General features: G+C 51.7%; 12 protein-coding genes and 1 pseudogene. 12 read left to right on the forward strand and 1 reads right to left on the reverse strand.

The annotated features are described in order from the left end of the window. The first annotated feature begins 397 nt into the window (after nucleotides 1-397). The 12 genes from L1F29_RS06390 to L1F29_RS06445 all read left to right on the forward strand — a co-directional run bounded on the left by L1F29_RS06390 (nucleotide 398) and on the right by L1F29_RS06445 (nucleotide 16,340). On the forward strand, nucleotides 398-1,120 hold the full coding sequence (locus tag L1F29_RS06390) for a response regulator (RefSeq protein ID WP_258387505.1): 723 nt from the start codon (nucleotides 398-400) through the stop codon (nucleotides 1,118-1,120). After that, on the forward strand, nucleotides 1,110-2,462 hold the full coding sequence (locus L1F29_RS06395; RefSeq protein WP_258387506.1) for a sensor histidine kinase: 1,353 nt from the start codon (nucleotides 1,110-1,112) through the stop codon (nucleotides 2,460-2,462). The genes L1F29_RS06390 and L1F29_RS06395 overlap by 11 nt, the downstream gene beginning before the upstream one ends. 76 nt (nucleotides 2,463-2,538) lie before the next feature. Beyond that, on the forward strand, nucleotides 2,539-3,651 hold the full coding sequence (locus L1F29_RS06400; RefSeq protein ID WP_258387507.1) for an ABC transporter ATP-binding protein: 1,113 nt from the start codon (nucleotides 2,539-2,541) through the stop codon (nucleotides 3,649-3,651). 24 nt (nucleotides 3,652-3,675) lie between these two features. Beyond that, nucleotides 3,676-6,648, forward strand: coding sequence for an extracellular solute-binding protein (locus L1F29_RS06405; protein ID WP_258387508.1), 2,973 nt, complete (start codon nucleotides 3,676-3,678; stop codon nucleotides 6,646-6,648). Next, nucleotides 6,641-7,612 (forward strand): carbohydrate ABC transporter permease, encoded by a 972-nt coding sequence (locus L1F29_RS06410; protein WP_258387509.1) that lies wholly within the window; start codon nucleotides 6,641-6,643, stop codon nucleotides 7,610-7,612. The genes L1F29_RS06405 and L1F29_RS06410 overlap by 8 nt, the downstream gene beginning before the upstream one ends. 3 nt (nucleotides 7,613-7,615) lie before the next feature. Beyond that, on the forward strand, nucleotides 7,616-8,503 hold the full coding sequence (locus L1F29_RS06415; RefSeq protein WP_258387510.1) for a carbohydrate ABC transporter permease: 888 nt from the start codon (nucleotides 7,616-7,618) through the stop codon (nucleotides 8,501-8,503). 15 nt (nucleotides 8,504-8,518) lie between these two features. Continuing rightward, nucleotides 8,519-10,012 carry a hypothetical protein gene (locus L1F29_RS06420; RefSeq protein WP_258387511.1) on the forward strand — a complete coding sequence of 498 codons (1,494 nt, stop codon included), beginning with the start codon at nucleotides 8,519-8,521 and terminating at the stop codon, nucleotides 10,010-10,012. Next, a complete protein-coding gene (locus L1F29_RS06425) occupies nucleotides 9,954-10,580 on the forward strand; it encodes a YIP1 family protein (RefSeq protein WP_258387512.1) in 627 nt (208 codons plus the stop codon). Before L1F29_RS06420 ends, L1F29_RS06425 begins: the two co-directional genes overlap by 59 nt. Further along, nucleotides 10,573-12,870, forward strand: a complete 2,298-nt coding sequence (locus L1F29_RS06430; RefSeq protein ID WP_258387513.1) for a DUF5696 domain-containing protein — start codon at nucleotides 10,573-10,575, stop codon at nucleotides 12,868-12,870. Before L1F29_RS06425 ends, L1F29_RS06430 begins: the two co-directional genes overlap by 8 nt. A gap of 4 nt (nucleotides 12,871-12,874) precedes the next feature. After that, on the forward strand, nucleotides 12,875-13,753 hold the full coding sequence (locus L1F29_RS06435; protein ID WP_258387514.1) for a carbohydrate ABC transporter permease: 879 nt from the start codon (nucleotides 12,875-12,877) through the stop codon (nucleotides 13,751-13,753). An 8-nt stretch (nucleotides 13,754-13,761) separates the two neighbouring features. Beyond that, complete coding sequence (locus L1F29_RS06440) at nucleotides 13,762-14,673, forward strand: carbohydrate ABC transporter permease (RefSeq protein ID WP_258387515.1); 912 nt, start codon at nucleotides 13,762-13,764, stop codon at nucleotides 14,671-14,673. A 254-nt stretch (nucleotides 14,674-14,927) separates the two neighbouring features. After that, entirely contained in the window at nucleotides 14,928-16,340 is a 1,413-nt protein-coding gene (locus L1F29_RS06445; protein ID WP_258387516.1) for an extracellular solute-binding protein, read from the forward strand. A gap of 189 nt (nucleotides 16,341-16,529) precedes the next feature. On the opposite strand, the pseudogene L1F29_RS34580 reads toward L1F29_RS06445, so the two are convergent. Continuing rightward, nucleotides 16,530-16,637: pseudogene (locus L1F29_RS34580) on the reverse strand (IS30 family transposase); the annotation flags it as partial. Nucleotides 16,638-17,108: the final 471 nt, after the last annotated feature.

Consider the following 17,108-nt stretch of genomic DNA (forward strand, 5'->3'; position numbering starts at 1 on the left):
ACGGGAAGGCGATACGTTCTACTTCAACCATAAAGAGCTGCTTGGGCATAAAGAGACAACGGTCACATACAAGATTCACTCATAGCAATCCGTGCGAACGGCATCATATAAATAAGGAAAGAAGCTTCGAGGGGAGCGAGCAGCCGGCCCCCGTCGGAGCTTCTTTTATTTTGTGTGTGAATAAACAAATGGCAGAGGTATCAAGACCTATCACCTATGGGATATTATCCCTATCCCTATGATTCTAAAGAACAGCAAGGATAGTAATATTTATGTAAAACAGTTAGAACTTTTGTCGAAAAAACATTAAATAGAAGGATCATTCTAGTTTTGGACGAAAAGAGAGGATTACTACTTAAGTAGTATTCCAAATAATGTAAAGGGAGAGGGTTTTCGTATGAATTACTGCCGTTCTGTACTAATTGTGGATGACGAACCGACGATTTCAGAAGTGATTAAGGCGTATATGGAAAAAGATGGATGGAATGTGGAGGTGGCATACGATGCGGATATTGCAATAGCAAAATTTACTAAAAATATTCCGGATCTCGTCATACTCGATATTATGCTGGGCGCGACCTCGGGCGAAGAATTATCCCAGAAGATTCGGGCGCGTTCGAACATTCCCTTCATTATGATTACCTCCAAGTCGCGGGAAGAGGACCGGTTGAACGGATTCGAGCTCGGTGCGGACGACTATGTCGTCAAGCCCTTCAGTCCCAAGGAGCTGCTGGCAAGAGCGAACGCCGTATACCGGCGGTCATTGATGTATATTACGAAGATCGATGAAAAACAGCCGAAGCTGGTCACCTACGGCTCCGGACATCTGCTGATCGATTATCAGAAGATGATTGTTTATGTGAATGGACAGGATACGAATTTGACCAATACGGAGTATAAATTGTTCTCGGCATTAACCCGGGCGCCCGAGAAGGTGTTTACAAGGGCGGAGCTGCTGTACTACGCGCAAGGCTATCGCTTCGTCGGGGATCCCCGCATTATCGATGCCCATGTAAAGAACATCCGGCAAAAGGTCGAGCAGGATCCCAAATCGCCCAAAATTTTGCTGACCGTCGTCGGGGCGGGCTACAAGCTGGGGCTGATGCGCGATGAAAACTAAGGACCGTGGCATATCGGGGACAATGCTTGCTATGTTCGGCTCGGTCTTTCTCTGCATGGTTACCGTCCTGTTAATCGCCGTTTCATTCCTGCTCTACCAGTGGCATTCCATGTACGCCCAGTTCAAGCAGGATCATCTGCAGGATGCGCTGTTCAGGGTTTCCGACGAAATCAGGAACCGCAGCCTATCCCCGCCGTTATCCGAACGCGAGCAGCGTGAGCTTCATGAATTCACGGTGCGGGAAGGCGTTCTCGTCCGCTGGAAAGGCAATGACGACGAGATTTATTTCGATACGCTTCGGCATGAGCCGGGTGAGGAAATCAAGCTGTCTGTGCCATCGTGGAACCAGGCAACCCGCGTAGGAGAATTGACGGTAGTCTGGTCGAATGCGAGCGAAGATAGCTACCCGGGCTACAGTATTGTCAAGAAAGTCGAACAAACACTGGCAAATGGGCTTCTGCTGGGCGTGTTATGTGCGCTACCGCTGGCCTTGCTGGTGACGGTGAAGCATATGAGGCCATTCGGAAGAATCGCTCGTGCGATGGAGGAAGTCTATGCCAGACGGAAAATAATACCTGTCGATGAGGAAGAGACGGGAGATGCCTTCCGTATTGCGCGGGGAATCAATTACGTGGTGCATCAGCTCGATGAGCAGGAGAAATGGAGACAGGTGATGATGGAAGACCTGGCTCACGAGCTGCGCACCCCGCTTATGCTGGTCTCCAATCAAATTGAGGCGATAGCGGACGGCATTTTTGAACCCGATCATATCCGGCTGGAGAAAATATTGCGCGACATCTCGAGACTGACCAGGCTTGTAGGCGACATTGAGCGCATTATTCAGGCGCAGAGCGCAAGGTTCGAGCTGCGCTTGGAGGCAATCGATGTGGTGCCGGTAATTAAACAAGCGGTTGCCAGCCTGGAGGAAGCCTGCCGGGCGAAGAATATGAGCATCGAGCTCATAACGCCGAAGATACCGTGTCCGATACTGGTGGATGTGGATAAGATGACCCAGGTCTTCGTCAACATTGTGTATAACGCGATCAAATATACGCATGCGTCCGGAAAGATCGAAATCATTACCGATCATGACCGCGATTCCGGGCAAATTATCGTTCATGTGAAGGATAACGGAGTCGGCATATCCCAAGAGGAACTGCCGAGGATATTCGAGCGGTTCTACCGGATCGATAAGACGCAGTCCAGAGAAGCGGGCGGGAGCGGGCTCGGATTAACGATTACGAAACGGCTCATTGAATCGCATGACGGGAAGATCGGCGTCACCAGCAAGCCCGGAGTTGGAAGCGTTTTTACAGTTATGATCCCGGCTGCTTCGGTATGAACGCAAAATTCACAACGAATTCATAATGAACGAACTATAATAAATTCAAGCAGCGAAAGAAAGGGAGGAAGAGCCATTGGCACGAGTGTTGTTTAACAATGTAGTGAAGAAGTACAGCAAGTCCGGACCGGTGTCTGTCGAAAATTTCAATTTGGAAATTGAAGATAAAGAATTTATGGTCCTGGTCGGTCCGTCCGGCTGCGGCAAATCGACGACATTGCGAATGGTAGCGGGTCTTGAACAAATCAGCAGCGGAGAAATCTATATCGGCAACCAGCTTGTGAACGATATCCCTCCGAAAAAAAGAGATATTGCCATGGTGTTTCAGAATTATGCGCTGTATCCCAATATGAGCATCTTCGAAAACATGGCCTTCGGGCTGCGGCTGAGAAAGGTCGAGAAGCATCTGATCGAATCATCCGTCAAATCCACCTCAAGAACGCTTGAGATCGAGCATTTGCTTGAACGAAAGCCGATGCAGCTGTCAGGCGGACAACGTCAGCGGGTGGCCTTGGGAAGAGCGGTACTGCGTACGCCCCAGGTGTTCTTGATGGACGAGCCGCTTTCGAATCTGGATGCCAAGCTGCGGGTGCAGATGCGGGAGATGATCATCGAGCTGCATCGCGAGCTGGAGACGACGATGATCTACGTAACGCATGATCAGACGGAAGCGATGACGATGGGAACGCGGATCTGCGTCATGAAGGACGGCATCATTATGCAGGTGGATACGCCCGAGCAGCTCTACAACCGCCCCGTGAACCGCTTCGTTGCCAGCTTTATCGGCTCGCCGGAGATGAATTTCCTGCAGGGCACTATCATCGAGAAGGATGGCATGATCTATTTCGATACAAACCGGTATTCGATCGAAGTGCCGAAACCGATGTATCCGCTGCTTCGGCCGTATAACGGGCGAATTGTAATCTTGGGAATACGTCCGGAATATGTTCATATTGTCAATGAGGTGGATGACTTGCCGCAGGGCGAGACGCCGATTAACGGAACCATCACATTCTCGGAATTGATGGGAGCCGACCGCTACATACATCTCGATCTTGGCCACGGCGAGAAGCTGGTTATAAGAGTGCCTGCATTTGTGAAATTTCCAGATAAAACGAAGCTTGAAGTTTCCTTGAATATGGAATACATGATCTTCTTCAATCGCGATTCTGGGATGGCGATCAGGTAATTATCAAAGAAATGAGGCGTTAACATGACGAATCTGCTCAAAAGCGGAAAACGCATTTGGCTTCTGCTGATGATTTGCATGCTGCTCAGCAGTTATTTCGCACTCTCAAATGTAAGCGATGCCATAACGGATGGCGGAATCGAGCAGCCCGATCCGGACTCGTTAACAATACCTCTGACGGCATCCACGGAACCGCTATATTCGCAAATCCTCAAGCAATGGAAAGACGAAGGGGTAAAGGATGCAGCCGTCTCGGGACCGTTGCTGCAGGCTGCCGATTTCAAGAACGCCTCTGATGGCGTCTCCGTCCGTGAAGAGGCGCTGCAAGGGGTATCCAATACGGTAGCGTTGGATGAGGGGAAATGGGTGGAATATGAGGTGGATGTGCCTCAGAGCGGGCTCTATCAGCTGCGGCTGAACTACTACTCGCTCGAGGATTCGAATATTCCGATTCAGATCGGCGTGACAGTCGATGGCAAGTCGCCTTACGTAGAGTCGAAGAGCATCGAGCTGGACCGGTTGTGGAAGGATGATCAGTTTCCGCCACGAGTGGATTACAAAGACAACCAGATCCGGCCGGGACAGATCGCAATCAAAGAGTGGATCGACCGGCCGCTGGTCGATTCCTCCTTCGCCAGCAGCGAACCGCTGCGCTGGTACTTGGAGCAAGGCAAGCGTACGATTCGAATCCAATCGGTATATGAGCCGATTGCAATATCCAGTCTGGGGCTTCAAGCCCCGAGGCTGGTTGAAGATTATACGTCTGTCCAAGCGGACTATTCCGCAGCTTCCGGCGATAAATCCGATTGGTATACGACGATCGAAGCGGAGCAGATGCAGGAGAAATCGGAGCCGTCGGTTCAGATGCAAGCCAGCCGTGATGACCTTGCCCGTCCGAAGTCGGACGGCAAGATCGTCTTCAATACGATGGGCGGAGGTGGCTGGTTCCGGGGCGGGCAATCGGCTACGTGGACATTCGAAGTGCCTGAGGACGGGCTTTATAAAATTGATATGAAGTATTTCCAAGGGTATAACAAGGAATCGAACTCTTATCGGATGATTGAAATCGACGGCGAGGTTCCATTCCAGGAACTGCAAGCATTCCCATTCGCATATAAACGCAATTGGTCGGTGGAAACGTTGGGCATATCCGAAGAGGAGCCGTTCTTGTTCGAATTGACCAAGGGCAAGCACGAGCTCTCGATGACCGTAACGAACGCCCCGGTTACGCCAATCGTCGAATCCGTTCAGCATATAACGCGGGAAATTCAAGAAATCAACCGTCTGCTGCGTTTGGTTACCGGCGTGCGCAGCAAAGACAATTTGGATAAGAACCGGGATTGGAATATTGCCGACCAGCTGCCGGATATCGAGCAGCGACTGCTCGATATGAAGCAAAGGCTGGAGCAAATCCTGGCCTATCTGCAGAAGCTATACGGCAATGAAGTCAATGGTGCGGCGGCCATTCGCGCTTCGATCGACAAGCTGCAGCGGTTGGCGGACGATCCCAACGAGCTGCCGTTCAAGCCGGAATATTTGTCTTCGGTTCAGGAATCGCTCTCTTCCTATGCAATCGAGCTTACGAAGCAGCCTTTGATGTTTGATCAGATTTACGTCTCCAAATCGACAACCAAGCTGCCCGAATTTACGCCATCGCGGTGGGATATTACGAAGAATACGGTGAAAACCTTCTTCCTCACCTTCAGCCCCGATTATATCGACTACGGCCGGCAGGACGAGGACGCGGCCATTACCGTATGGGTCAATCGCGGACGGGACTATATCACGCTGATGCAGCAGATGGTTGACGAGCGCTTCACCCCGTCGACCGGCATTAAAGTGAATATTAACATTATGCCGAATCCGCAGCTGCTTATCTTAAGCAATGCGGCCAACCGGGAGCCGGACGTTGCCATGGGGCTCGATCAGCTGACGCCGGTGGACTTTGCGGTCCGGAATGCGCTGTTAGACTTAAGCAAGTTTCCCGACTACAAGGAGGTAGCGAAGCAGTTTCTGCCAGGATCGCTGCTGCCGTTCCATTATAATAATGGCGATTATGCGCTGCCGGAAACAATCATGTTCAACGTGATGTTCTACCGGAAAGACATTCTGGATGAACTGAAGCTGAAGGTTCCCGAAACGTGGGACGATATCTACGGGTTGCTGCCTACGCTTCAGCAGAAAGGGTATGACTTCTTCTACCAGCCGATGATGTATCTCCCCTTGTTCTACCAGAACACGGCGAGCTTCTATACCCCGGACGGGATGAAGACAGGACTGGACTCTCCTCAAGCGTTCGACGCTTTCAAGAAATGGACGGACTTCTTCAACATCTATGGCTTGCCTAGAGAAGTGCCCAACTTCTACATGCACTTCCGCAACGGCAACATGCCGATCGGAATCGCCGATTTCAATACTTACTTGCAGCTCCTCGTTGCCGCACCGGAAATATCGGGCTTATGGTCGGTCGCTCCGCTGCCGGGCACGAAGAACGGCGACGGCGAGATTGAACGCTGGGGTGGAGGCGCTCTGCAGTCCGGCGTCATATTCAAGTCCACCGAGCGTCCGGATGAATCGTGGCAGTTCTTGAAATGGTGGACCTCGACGGAGACGCAGGCCCGCTTCGGCAATGATATGGAAATGTTCAACGGCATCGAGTTCCGCTGGAACACGGCGAACAAGGAAGCGTTCCAACAAATTCCTTGGCCAAGCGAGCACGGCGGCGAAATCGGGAAACAGCTGAAGTGGTTTAAAGAAATGCCCAACGTGCCCGGCGGCTATTTCACGACGCGTGAGCTGAGCTTCGCCTGGAACCGGACCGTGCTGGAGAATATGAATTTCCGTGAATCGTTGGAGAATGCCGTCTTTGAAATTAACAGGGAGCTGCTTCGCAAGCAGCAGGAATTCGGATTCGTGGATAAAGACGGCAAAGTGATCCGTACGCTGGATATTCCGCAAATTGATAAACCGACCGGAGGTGGAACCGAGGATGAGTAATGAAGCTTCAGGAGCGGTCCCGCATCCGCTTGCAAGGCGCAAGCAGAAGATCGTGCTTCTTACGCCGTTCATACAGACGATCAAGCGGCATTGGCTCTCCTATTTGTTCATAGCGCCGTTTCTGATCACGTTTATCTTGTTTATCGTCGTTCCTACAATAGCGGCTATAGGATTGTCATTCACGTATTTTAACGCGATCGAAGCGCCTAAGTTCGTCGGGTGGTTGAATTACCGGAATCTGCTGACGCAAGATATGGTGTTCTGGAAATACGCGATCCCGAATACGTTCAAATTCGCCGTCATCGTCGGCCCGCTCGGGTATATCGCCGGCTTTATGCTAGCCTGGCTGATTTCCCAGCTGCCAGCCAAAATAAGAGTGTTCTACACGCTGGCGCTCTACACGCCATCCATGACGGCAGGCGTTGCGATGGCCGTTGTGTGGCTGATCGTATTCAGCGGAGACCGGCTCGGTTATTTGAACAGCTTCCTGCTGGAGATCGGGATTATCGACCAAGCGCAGCTGTGGACGCAGGATCCGAAGTATCTCATGAACGTCATGATTCTCGTTACGCTCTGGGGAAGCATGGGTGTCGGCTTCCTCGCCCTGCTGGCCGGGATCCAGAATGTCGACACACAATTGTATGAGGCGGGAAAAATCGACGGCATTCGCAACCGGCTGCAGGAAATTTGGTACATTACGATTCCGGCGATGAAGCCGCAGATGCTGTTCGGCGCGGTGATGGCCGTCGTCGGGACGTTGAAGGCCGGCCAGATCAGCGTCCAGCTGTCGGGCGCAAACCCTTCGCCGCAATACTCCGGCCACCTGTTAATCAACCATATCGACGATTATGGATTTATCCGATATGAGATGGGGTATGCATCGACCATATCCGTCGTCCTGCTTGTCTTAACTTATATCGTTAGCAGAATATGCTGGAAACTGTTCGGCTCGAAGGAGGAATGATCCGTGAACGGGTGGACTAGCGCGTTGAGAAGAGGGATCGGATCCCTTCGCAAAGTAAGTGTGTTTCAATGGTTTCTGTTTGTGCTCATGACCCTGCTTGCCATGTTTATGCTATTGCCGATCGTCTATCTGTTTAATCATGCACTCAAGCCCTTCTATGAGCTGTTCCTGTACCCGCCGACATTCATTGCGCGTAACCCGACGATCCAGAACTTTATCGATTTGGTCGTCGTCACGCAATCCTCGGTCGTACCGATGACGCGGTATTTATTCAACAGCTTCGTGGCGAGCTTTCTCGTCGTCCTAACATCCTGTTTATTCAGCGTGCTGTGCGCATATCCGCTATCCAAGCATAAGTTTCCAGGGAAAGGAATTATTTTCTCGGGCATCATCATTTCGTTGATGTTCGCGCCGGAGATGGTCGGCATTCCGCGTTATTTCGTCATCAGCCAGCTTGGCATTATCAATACGTATTGGGGGCATGTGCTTCCCCTCGTGGCGATGCCTGTCGGGGTGTTTCTGATGAAGCAGTTCATCGATCAGATCCCGAATGAGCTGCTGGAGGCTTCGAAGGTAGAGGGTGCGAGGGAGCATATGATTTTCTTGAAAATCGTCATTCCGCTCTGCATGCCGGCGCTTGCGACAACGGCCATCCTGTCGTTTCAATCGGCCTGGTCAACAGACGAGACATCGACGTTGTTTATGGAGAACGAGACGATGAAGACCCTTCCTTTCTTCGTGAACACGCTGACGAATCAGCTGGCGAACAACGTAGCGAACCAAGGGGCTGCAGCCGCAGCTGCACTGCTGTTATTCATACCCAACTTCATCATCTTCCTGCTGCTGCAGCGTAAAGTCATTACGACGATGATGCATTCAGGCATTAAATAGAAAGGATGAGTAGGCATGCATAATTGGTTACGCTTCGTTATCGCAGCGGTATGTATAGCCGGGATCGGTCTTCAGCCAGCGGTTGTGAAGGCAGAGATTCCTTACCGAACATTCTCTTACGATAGCGGTAACGGGGAGTTCTTTGTCCAACCGGCCTACGTGCCTTTCGGCTATATCGGACTGAACCTGGTTCCCCCGGAAAGCGGCCCTACGAATTTGAACAACCCGAACGATCTGTTTATCGATGATGCGGATAATCTGTTTATCGTGGATACGAAGAACAATCGGGTCGTTCATCTGGATGCGAATCACCGCTATATCAGAGCGATTGGCGATCCATCGGGTCCCGGGCAGCTGAAGGAGCCTAACGGGGTCTACGTGAATGAGGAACGCGTATATGTAGCCGATACCGGCAATAAGCGAATTGCGGTTTTTGACCGGAGCGGGAAATTCGAACGGGAATATAAACGGCCGGATACGACGCTGCTCCCCAGCAGCTTCGAGTTTGAACCGACCAAGCTGACGGTCGACAAACGGGGCTTCCTCTATGTAGCTACGAATAACGGCTATCAGGGGCTGATCGTCTTGGACGATGAAGAGGGCGCCTTCCAGGGCTTCTTCGGGGCGAACAGAGTTCCCTTCAATCTGATCGATTACGTGAAGCGGAAGGTGTACACGGAGGATCAGTTGAAGAAGGAGATCAAGAAGCTGCCCGGTACGGTCAGCAATGTCATGATCGACCGCGACGGGTTGATCTATACGACGAGCATCTCCGTCTCGAACGGACATATCAAGAAGCTGAATTTTGCCGGGAAGGATCTGCTGGGCGAGAAGGTATACGGAGATCGGTACGTCCGCATCAACGAAGAGACCTTGTTCAGAGATATCGCGGTCGACCGAAGCGGCAATATGACCGCAATCGAAGCGCAGAGCGGTTACATCTATCAGTACGATTCGCAAGGCGGGCTGCTGTTCGCGTTCGGCGGCAAGAATGCCGGATTCAACAAGCTGGGGCTGTTTGATTACCCCTCCAGCATTGCGGTCAATTCCAAGGGAAACATTTATATTGCCGACCGGGTATCCAACCTGATTCAGATCTTCAGGCAGACGGAGTTCGCCCAATTGGTGCATCAAGCCAATGAGCTGTATATGCTCGGCAAGTATGAGGAAAGCGAGCAGTATTGGAAGGAAGTCCTGCATCTGAACAGCAAGTTCTATAAGGCTCATCTCGGCCTCGCCAAATCGCATTACCGCAAAGGGGATTGGGAGACGGCGCTGAAGGAGTACCGGCTTGCGAAGGATGTGAAGGGCTATTCCGATTCATTCTGGCAGCTTCGCGTGCTGTGGCTGCAAAATAATTTCGGTATCGTATCCACAGGCCTCCTTATTCTAATCGTTCTTTATTACATTGGGAGGAAGATCTGGAAAACCATGAAGTGGAGGAAAGGCGATGGGAGAACTGGTCATTCACCTCAAGCAAGCCATCCGAATACTTCGGCATCCGGTTGACGGCTTTTGGGAGCTTCGCTATGAGAAACGGGGGGGCTTGCTAGCTGCAATCATTCTGCTTCTGCTTGCTTATCTGGCCACCTTGATTTCCGAAATCTCGACGAGCTTTATCTTCAATCCGATTGAGGTCAAATTCATCAACCCATGGCTAATACTGGCGCAGGTGGGCATCCCATGGATCACGTGGGTACTGGCGAACTATTTGGTCAGCTCCATTAACCGGGGACAGGGACGGCTGGTGGACGTCTTGATCGGCAGCGCCTATGCGCTGATCCCGTATATTTGTTTTACCGTTCCGCTCAGCCTGCTCTCCAATGTGCTGACGATCGGCGAGAGCTCGATCTACCTGTTCTTCCAGTATATCATTATCGGATGGACCGGCTTCTTGTTTATCGTGCTGGTTCAAGAGATCCATAATTACGATATCGGGGAGACGATTTGGATCACGGTGCTGTCCATCTTGTTCATGCTCGCGATTTGGATCCTGCTGCTGATCTTCGCGGGGCTTAGCGTGCAGCTTGTCGATTTCATCGAACAGCTTTATGAGGAGGTCTCTTTCCGTGAGTAAAATCAAACTTTATCGGCGCTATATACTACTTGCGGCGGCGTGTCTTCTCCTTCTTTCGGCAGTTATCGCCGGTATCCAGCTCAACAAAGGCAATCCGGCGGACAAAGGCGGGGTAACCGCCGAAGAGGAGCAGGAGGACGAAGAGGAGGAAGAGCTCATCCAGATTAAGGCGCCGGCCGCCAAGGCCCGGGATGAAGACAAATATACGACCATTCAAGAAAATGACCGGCTTCGCCTGGAAGTAAGCCAGCATGGGAAAATCGCCGTAACCGACAAAAGAAATAACTATACTTGGCGAAGCAATCCCGATAAGGAATCACTGGCGGCGGAGACGGTGAAGGGACATTGGCGGAAAAACCTGGAGTCCGCCTTTTATCTGGAATATACCGATATCAAGGCTGCCTCGAAGCTGAAATACGGGAACGACACCGAGCTGCAGGGGAAGACGACGGTAAAGCCGATCGACGGCGGCGCGGAAATCACGTATGACCTGCAAACGATCGAAAGCAGCTTCACCTTCATCGTCATGCTGAAGGACGATCATATCGAAGTGAACATTCCGTCCGACCGCATTGTGGAAGGAGAGAGCGTCCGCATCGTAAACCTGTGGGCCTTCCCATTCCTGGGCGCCTCGCGAAGCGACGTTCCGGATGGGCATATGTTCGTTCCGAGCGGTATGGGGGCAACGATCGAATTCGAGCAAAGCGGTGCATACCCGTTCCGGTATTCCGCAGAATTGTACGGTTCGGACCTGGCGCTGTCCGCCCAATCGGTTCGCGGTCTGCGCGATGCTTCCTCCGAAGCGCTGCTGCCCGTATTCGGCATTTCCTACGGACGCAACGCCTTGCTGGGCATCATTACGGAAGGGGAAGCGAATGCCAGGATCAACGCGACGCCAAGCGGTCTATATACCTCCTACAATTGGATCGCGCCTCAGTTCGTATACAGGCAGGAATATTTCCGGCGTACGAGCAGCTTCGGTCAAGGGTTTAACGTCTTTGAGGATAAGCGGCTTGAGCAGGATCGGACGATCCGGTATTACTTCCTGCAGGGCGACAAGAAGGACATTAACTATGTCGGCATGGCTGCCGCTTACCGGAGCTATTTGATGGAAGAAAAGGGAATGCAGCGAATAAAGCCAAGGTCGGACCATATTCCGCTTGAAGTCAGCTTCTTCGGCGGCGACCGGGAACCAAGCATATTCGGCTCGAAGCTGGTGGAGACCACGACATTCGATCAAGCCCGCGAAATCGTCGATAAATTTAACGCAGCGGGGATTAACGAGATGAATGTGACCTTCACCGGATGGTCGACGGGCGGTTATATGCGTTATCTGCCCAAACGATTCCCGCCGGAGAACAGCTTGGGAGGCACGGACGGGTTGTCGCGCCTGATCGAAGCCGTTCATCGCCACGGCAACCGCATTTTCCTGGATGATAACTATGTGACCGCATTCTCGGGCAATGGCTTTCTGGCCAGAAGCAAAGCGATTCGCGATTCGAATGCGAGGGTTGTGGAGGATCAAATCGGTTTTTCCGGATTTACGTTCCGCAAGGCGACCCGGAAATATTGGATGCAGCCGAACTTATCGCTGGACTATACAACGGAAAGCCTGCCGGCATATAAGGAGCTTGGCATCGACGGTTTGAGACATGATGTCATCGGCGATCTGCTCTATTCCGATAATAACCCGTCCAACCCTTACACCCGGGAACAGACGGCGGACGTATTCGAGCAAATGCTGGAGAAGACGAAAGATGAGCTCGGTCAAGTCAGGGTCACGCACGGAAATGCTTACGTCCTGGGGAAAGCCGATCATATCAGCGCGCTCCCGCTAAGCGTCAGCTACGATTTGCTGGCGAAGCAAAGCGTTCCGTTCTATCCCATTGCGATCCACGGGCTAGTGACCTACTCGGGTCAGCCGGGCAACCTGAGAGACGAGTACAACTTCGAGATGTTGAATTCCGTCGAATACGGGGCATTGCCGGCTTATCTGCTGACTTATGAAGATCCAGGCATCTTGAAGGACACGTATACGCGGTATATTTTCAGCAGCGCATACTCGGAATGGCTGGATACGATCGTTGAGGAATACAAGCGGATCAGCGCTGTACTTGGCGGGCTGCAGGACAGTCTCATCGTGAACCATCGCCAAATCGCCGACGAAGTGTTCGAGACGACCTACGACAACGGTCAATCTGTCGTCGTCAATTACGGAGAGGTTCCCTACGAGGCGGGAAGCGTCAGCGTGAAGCCGAAAGATTTCGCCTTAGTGGGCAGAGAGGGGTGACGGTATGCAGAAACGGAAGCGAAGAATATCGATTGAAGTCCGCGAGGCGTTCTCCGCATATGCCCTGCTTACTCCTTGGCTGATCGGACTTGGCATGTTTGTCCTGTATCCATTGATCTACTCGCTGTACATGAGCTTCCAGGATGTACGCATAACCGGCGATGGAATGGTTATGAAGCCGATCGGCATGCTGAACTATAAGAATGCCTTCCTGCTCGATAATCAGTTTTCCGCGTCGTTGGTCAACTATCTCAAGGAATCGCTGCTCATTATTCCGATCATCGTGCTGTTTGCGCTGCTGGTGGCCATTCTGCTCAATATGAAATATCCCGGGAAGACGCTGTTCAGGGCGGTCTTCTTTCTCCCGGTCATCTTCGCCACCGGCCAGGTGCTGACCGAAATTTTCTATCAAGGCGCGGCCGGACTGTCCATTCTGGACCAGTACAATATTAAGCCGTACATTCAGATGAATGTGCCTCAGATGTTTGCGGAACCGCTATTAGCCGTGTTGGATAAGTTCGTCATCGTCCTGTGGTATTCGGGCGTTCAAATTATCATTATTATTGCCGGCCTGCAGACGATCAGCAAGCCGGTGTACGAAGCAGCGGGGATTGACGGCGCGTCACCATGGGAGACGTTCTGGAAAATAACGCTGCCGGCGCTGAAGCCGTTTATATTGCTCAATACGATCTATACGATCGTGGACCTGTTCACCTTTCCGTTCAGTCCCATACTGGAGCTCATCAAGCACCATATGAAATATACGGGCTACGGATATGCGAGCGCACTCGGCTGGATTTATTTCTCCATCGTGTTCGTCGTCATTATGCTTGTAATGCTGTTCTTTAAACGTATATCTCGTCATTCCGACAATCGAAGGTAGGGAATGGTATGGACAAAGTGGTATGGACCCAGAAGAAGCTGTTCGGCACGCAGGAGAAAACCGGATGGCTGACGATCCTCTTGCTCTACGCGATTCTGCTGAACATCGCTTACTTGTATTTGAACCCGATCTTTTACATGGTTTCCACCATGCTTAAGAATAACGTCGACCTGCTGGATCCTTCGGTCCGCTGGATTCCCAGAAGCTTCGAATGGAATAACCTTAAGCTGGCCTGGCAGGGGCTGGATTATCTGAATGCGCTGAAGAACAGCGTGATGATCAGCGGACTGGGCGCGATATTCCATGTCATCGCCTGTGCGCTGGCTGGATACGCGTTCGCCAAGTTCAAGTTTCCGGGCAAGACGATATTGTTCGGTTTGCTTATTTTAAGCTTCCTTATCCCGCCGCAGACGATCGTCATACCGCTGTTTATGCTCATTAAGAACCTGGGTTGGATGGGAACGAAATTCGCCATCATCGGTCAGGCTATGTTCGGCCATGGCATTCGCGGAGCGCTGTTCGTCATCATCTTCACGCAGTTCTTCCGGACGCTGCCCAAGGAATTGGATGAGGCGGCCCGGATTGACGGAGCAGGCTCGCTGCGCGTGTTGTTCCAAATTATCGTTCCGCTTGCAAAGCCGGCGATTCTCGTCGTCTTCCTGTTCTCCTTCATCTGGCATTGGAACGAAACTTACTTGACCTCGCTTGTCATCGGGTCCGAGAATACGCCGTTAACGCTAAGTCTGTTCAACCTGCAGACGGTATTGAAGGGGCTGTACGAAAGCGAGGCCGATAAAATGTTTAACGAAACCATTCGAATGGGAGCCAGCTTCCTGATTATTATCCCGCCTTTGATCCTGTATGCGATCGGGCAGCGTTGGTTCGTCGAAGGCGTGGAACGTACCGGATTAATCGAGTAGGACTTATTGGAGAGGAACAAAGAATGAAGCCGGCGGTGCGGTGGCTGCCGCCTGCCGGCTGCCTAAAGGAGGTGATGCGGATGGCAATTTACTTCGACGATTTATAACGGCCATCCTCGTACGAAAGTGAGCGGATGAATGAAACCGCATACAACAGAATTTGGGCAGCAGCATGATCAACCTGATTTCTTCAACCTAGATCAGAAGTAGATGTTAACGATGGACAAATACTTGTATGGGGGAGAAATGCAGATATGAGAAGGTCAAGCCATAAAGGGTTCCGTTTATTGAGTCTTACCTGCGCGCTCGCACTGCTGGTCACGATCGTGGCTGCTTGCAGCGGGGGGTCTGGAGAGAATGGAGGCAACACCAAAACGCCTAACGATACGAAGACGAATGCGAATACAGGGGCGACCGAAGGCAACAAAGGCGCAGAAGGAGAAGAGGCTAACGCGCCGAAGGTTAATTTGGCGGATATTAAAGGCGAGGTTCGGGTCATCACGCCATGGGGCGCAGGCTTCGGCGAGCAGTTCGCGAAAATGTTCGAGGACTTCAATAAAGATTATCCGAATGTAAAGGTTATCTATATGGAGCAGACGACAGCCGATCTTGCCGCACTTATTGCCGCAGGCGAGACGCCGGACGTGATTTCCTCGAACGGCCTTGCCATCGATTTGCGTAAAGATGATATGATTGAAGATTTGACGCCTTATTTAAATTCAAGTCCTGATATTACGCCAGATCTGTACTACGAACCGGCTTATACGCGGTCCGTCGATCAGAACGGCGCGGTATGGGCGCTTCCTTGGCATGTGGATCCGAACTTTGCCCTTGCCTATAATAACGATGTATTGGAGCAATACGGATTTACGGAAATTCCGGAGATGCAAACGCTGCAGGAGTTCGGCGACTTTCTCCGCAAGTTCTGGGTGACCGAGAACGGGGAGCAAGTGATGACGACCTTCTCGCCGCATGAGGTATATGGCCCGTTCAACAGCTTGATCACGATGAGCTTCCTCAACGGCGCGGATGCATCCAATTTCTATAATCCCGCGGAGCGTAAAGTAACGTTCAACGATCCGCTGGTTGTCGAAGCGCTGGATTGGATCGTCAACTTTAAGCGGGAGAACATTAACGATGAGCGTATGGGCAAATTAAATTCCACGCTGCCGGAGAACACGGGAAGATTCTCGGCAGGCAAATCGTTGATGGAGCCTCACGTCACGCCGTCTCTGCGCGGGCTTCTCGAGCAAAATCCGGATTTGAAGTTTGCGCCGATGCCGGCGGAGTCGCTCTGGATCGGAGGCTGGTCGTTCTCGCTGACATCGGTAGGCAAGAAAGAGAACAAAGACGCGGCTTGGGCATTGCTGAAGTGGATGACCTCGACGAAGGCCGGAGCCGAATCGCAGCAGAAGCACTTTGGCTGGATTTCGGGGATTAAGGATAATCCGTACCTGGAATCGGAAGCGAAGAAGGATCCGGTAACAGCGTCTGCGTATGAAGTACTGAAGAACGCGAAGAAATTGCCGCCGACGATACCGGTAGATGTCGGCAAGGAATTCGATACGAAGTGGGCGGAAGTGATGGCAGGCACGCTTGAGCCGAAAGCCTTCCTGGACCATATGACCACCTTCACGCAAGCGCTGCTGGACGAGCAGAAGCCGTAATAGACGGCGGGCAGCCGCGGCTCCATGAACGAGAATCTCCGGGATACGCTATCGGGAGCCGCGGAAAGAACATTGTACGACGGGAAGCGAAGGATTGTATTTCCGAGGATGACGAGAAGAGAACAGTCAAAGGGTCAAGCCAAGTGGGACACCTCTTCCATGAAAGCTTCGTAGACTGACCTCACTCAAGACATTACGGGGGCGGTTGTTGAACGGAGTGCCGACAAGGAACCGACCGCGTGTTTCCATTGGCTTCTGACGTTTGTCTTTATGTCGAGTCTCCTTGATCTCGCCCGCCTGGGAGTAGCTCATGTTGGTTTCTCCTGTAGAAATGGTGTTGTGGTGACTTCCATTTTTACACGAAACCAACATGGGCTTTTTGTTTTTCTAGGTGTCGCACTTCATAATTACTGGGATAAAAGGATCCGGTAACGGCGTCAGCGTTCGAAGTGCTAAAGAACGCGAAGAAATTGCTGCCGATGATATGTTCCAGAAACCTTTACCGGGCGTGTTGGAATCGTAGTCTGTGACGGTGTGGCTGAATGCGAATCCTTCCATGCTTGGGATATGAATATAGATAAGACTGAAGATGTTGTACAACAACAGGTACTTTCCGCCGAACCGGCTTGTGGGAGACCGATCCCATCATGAAAGTCGCCTACGCAAGCTTTGCTGGACGAAAAGAAGCCGTAACGTAAAGCGTTGACGAGAAGAGCCACGTCTCCGTTAAAGGAGCCGGGGCTCTTCTTTGACTTTAAAAGGAGTCAG

The organism is Paenibacillus spongiae (assembly GCF_024734895.1).
Taxonomy (GTDB): domain Bacteria; phylum Bacillota; class Bacilli; order Paenibacillales; family Paenibacillaceae; genus Paenibacillus_Z; species Paenibacillus_Z spongiae.

What these genes read in the sequence shown, in the direction of transcription:
- L1F29_RS06410 (WP_258387509.1), top strand. Translation starts at nt 6,641, where the DNA reads ATGAGTAATGAAGCTTCAGGAGCGGTCCCGCATCCGCTTGCAAGGCGC.
- L1F29_RS06445 (WP_258387516.1), top strand. Translation starts at nt 14,928, where the DNA reads ATGAGAAGGTCAAGCCATAAAGGGTTCCGTTTATTGAGTCTTACCTGC.
- L1F29_RS06435 (WP_258387514.1), top strand. Translation starts at nt 12,875, where the DNA reads ATGCAGAAACGGAAGCGAAGAATATCGATTGAAGTCCGCGAGGCGTTC.
- L1F29_RS06440 (WP_258387515.1), top strand. Translation starts at nt 13,762, where the DNA reads ATGGACAAAGTGGTATGGACCCAGAAGAAGCTGTTCGGCACGCAGGAG.
- L1F29_RS06425 (WP_258387512.1), top strand. Translation starts at nt 9,954, where the DNA reads ATGGGAGAACTGGTCATTCACCTCAAGCAAGCCATCCGAATACTTCGG.
- L1F29_RS06395 (WP_258387506.1), top strand. Translation starts at nt 1,110, where the DNA reads ATGAAAACTAAGGACCGTGGCATATCGGGGACAATGCTTGCTATGTTC.
- L1F29_RS06390 (WP_258387505.1), top strand. Translation starts at nt 398, where the DNA reads ATGAATTACTGCCGTTCTGTACTAATTGTGGATGACGAACCGACGATT.
- L1F29_RS06420 (WP_258387511.1), top strand. Translation starts at nt 8,519, where the DNA reads ATGCATAATTGGTTACGCTTCGTTATCGCAGCGGTATGTATAGCCGGG.
- L1F29_RS06405 (WP_258387508.1), top strand. Translation starts at nt 3,676, where the DNA reads ATGACGAATCTGCTCAAAAGCGGAAAACGCATTTGGCTTCTGCTGATG.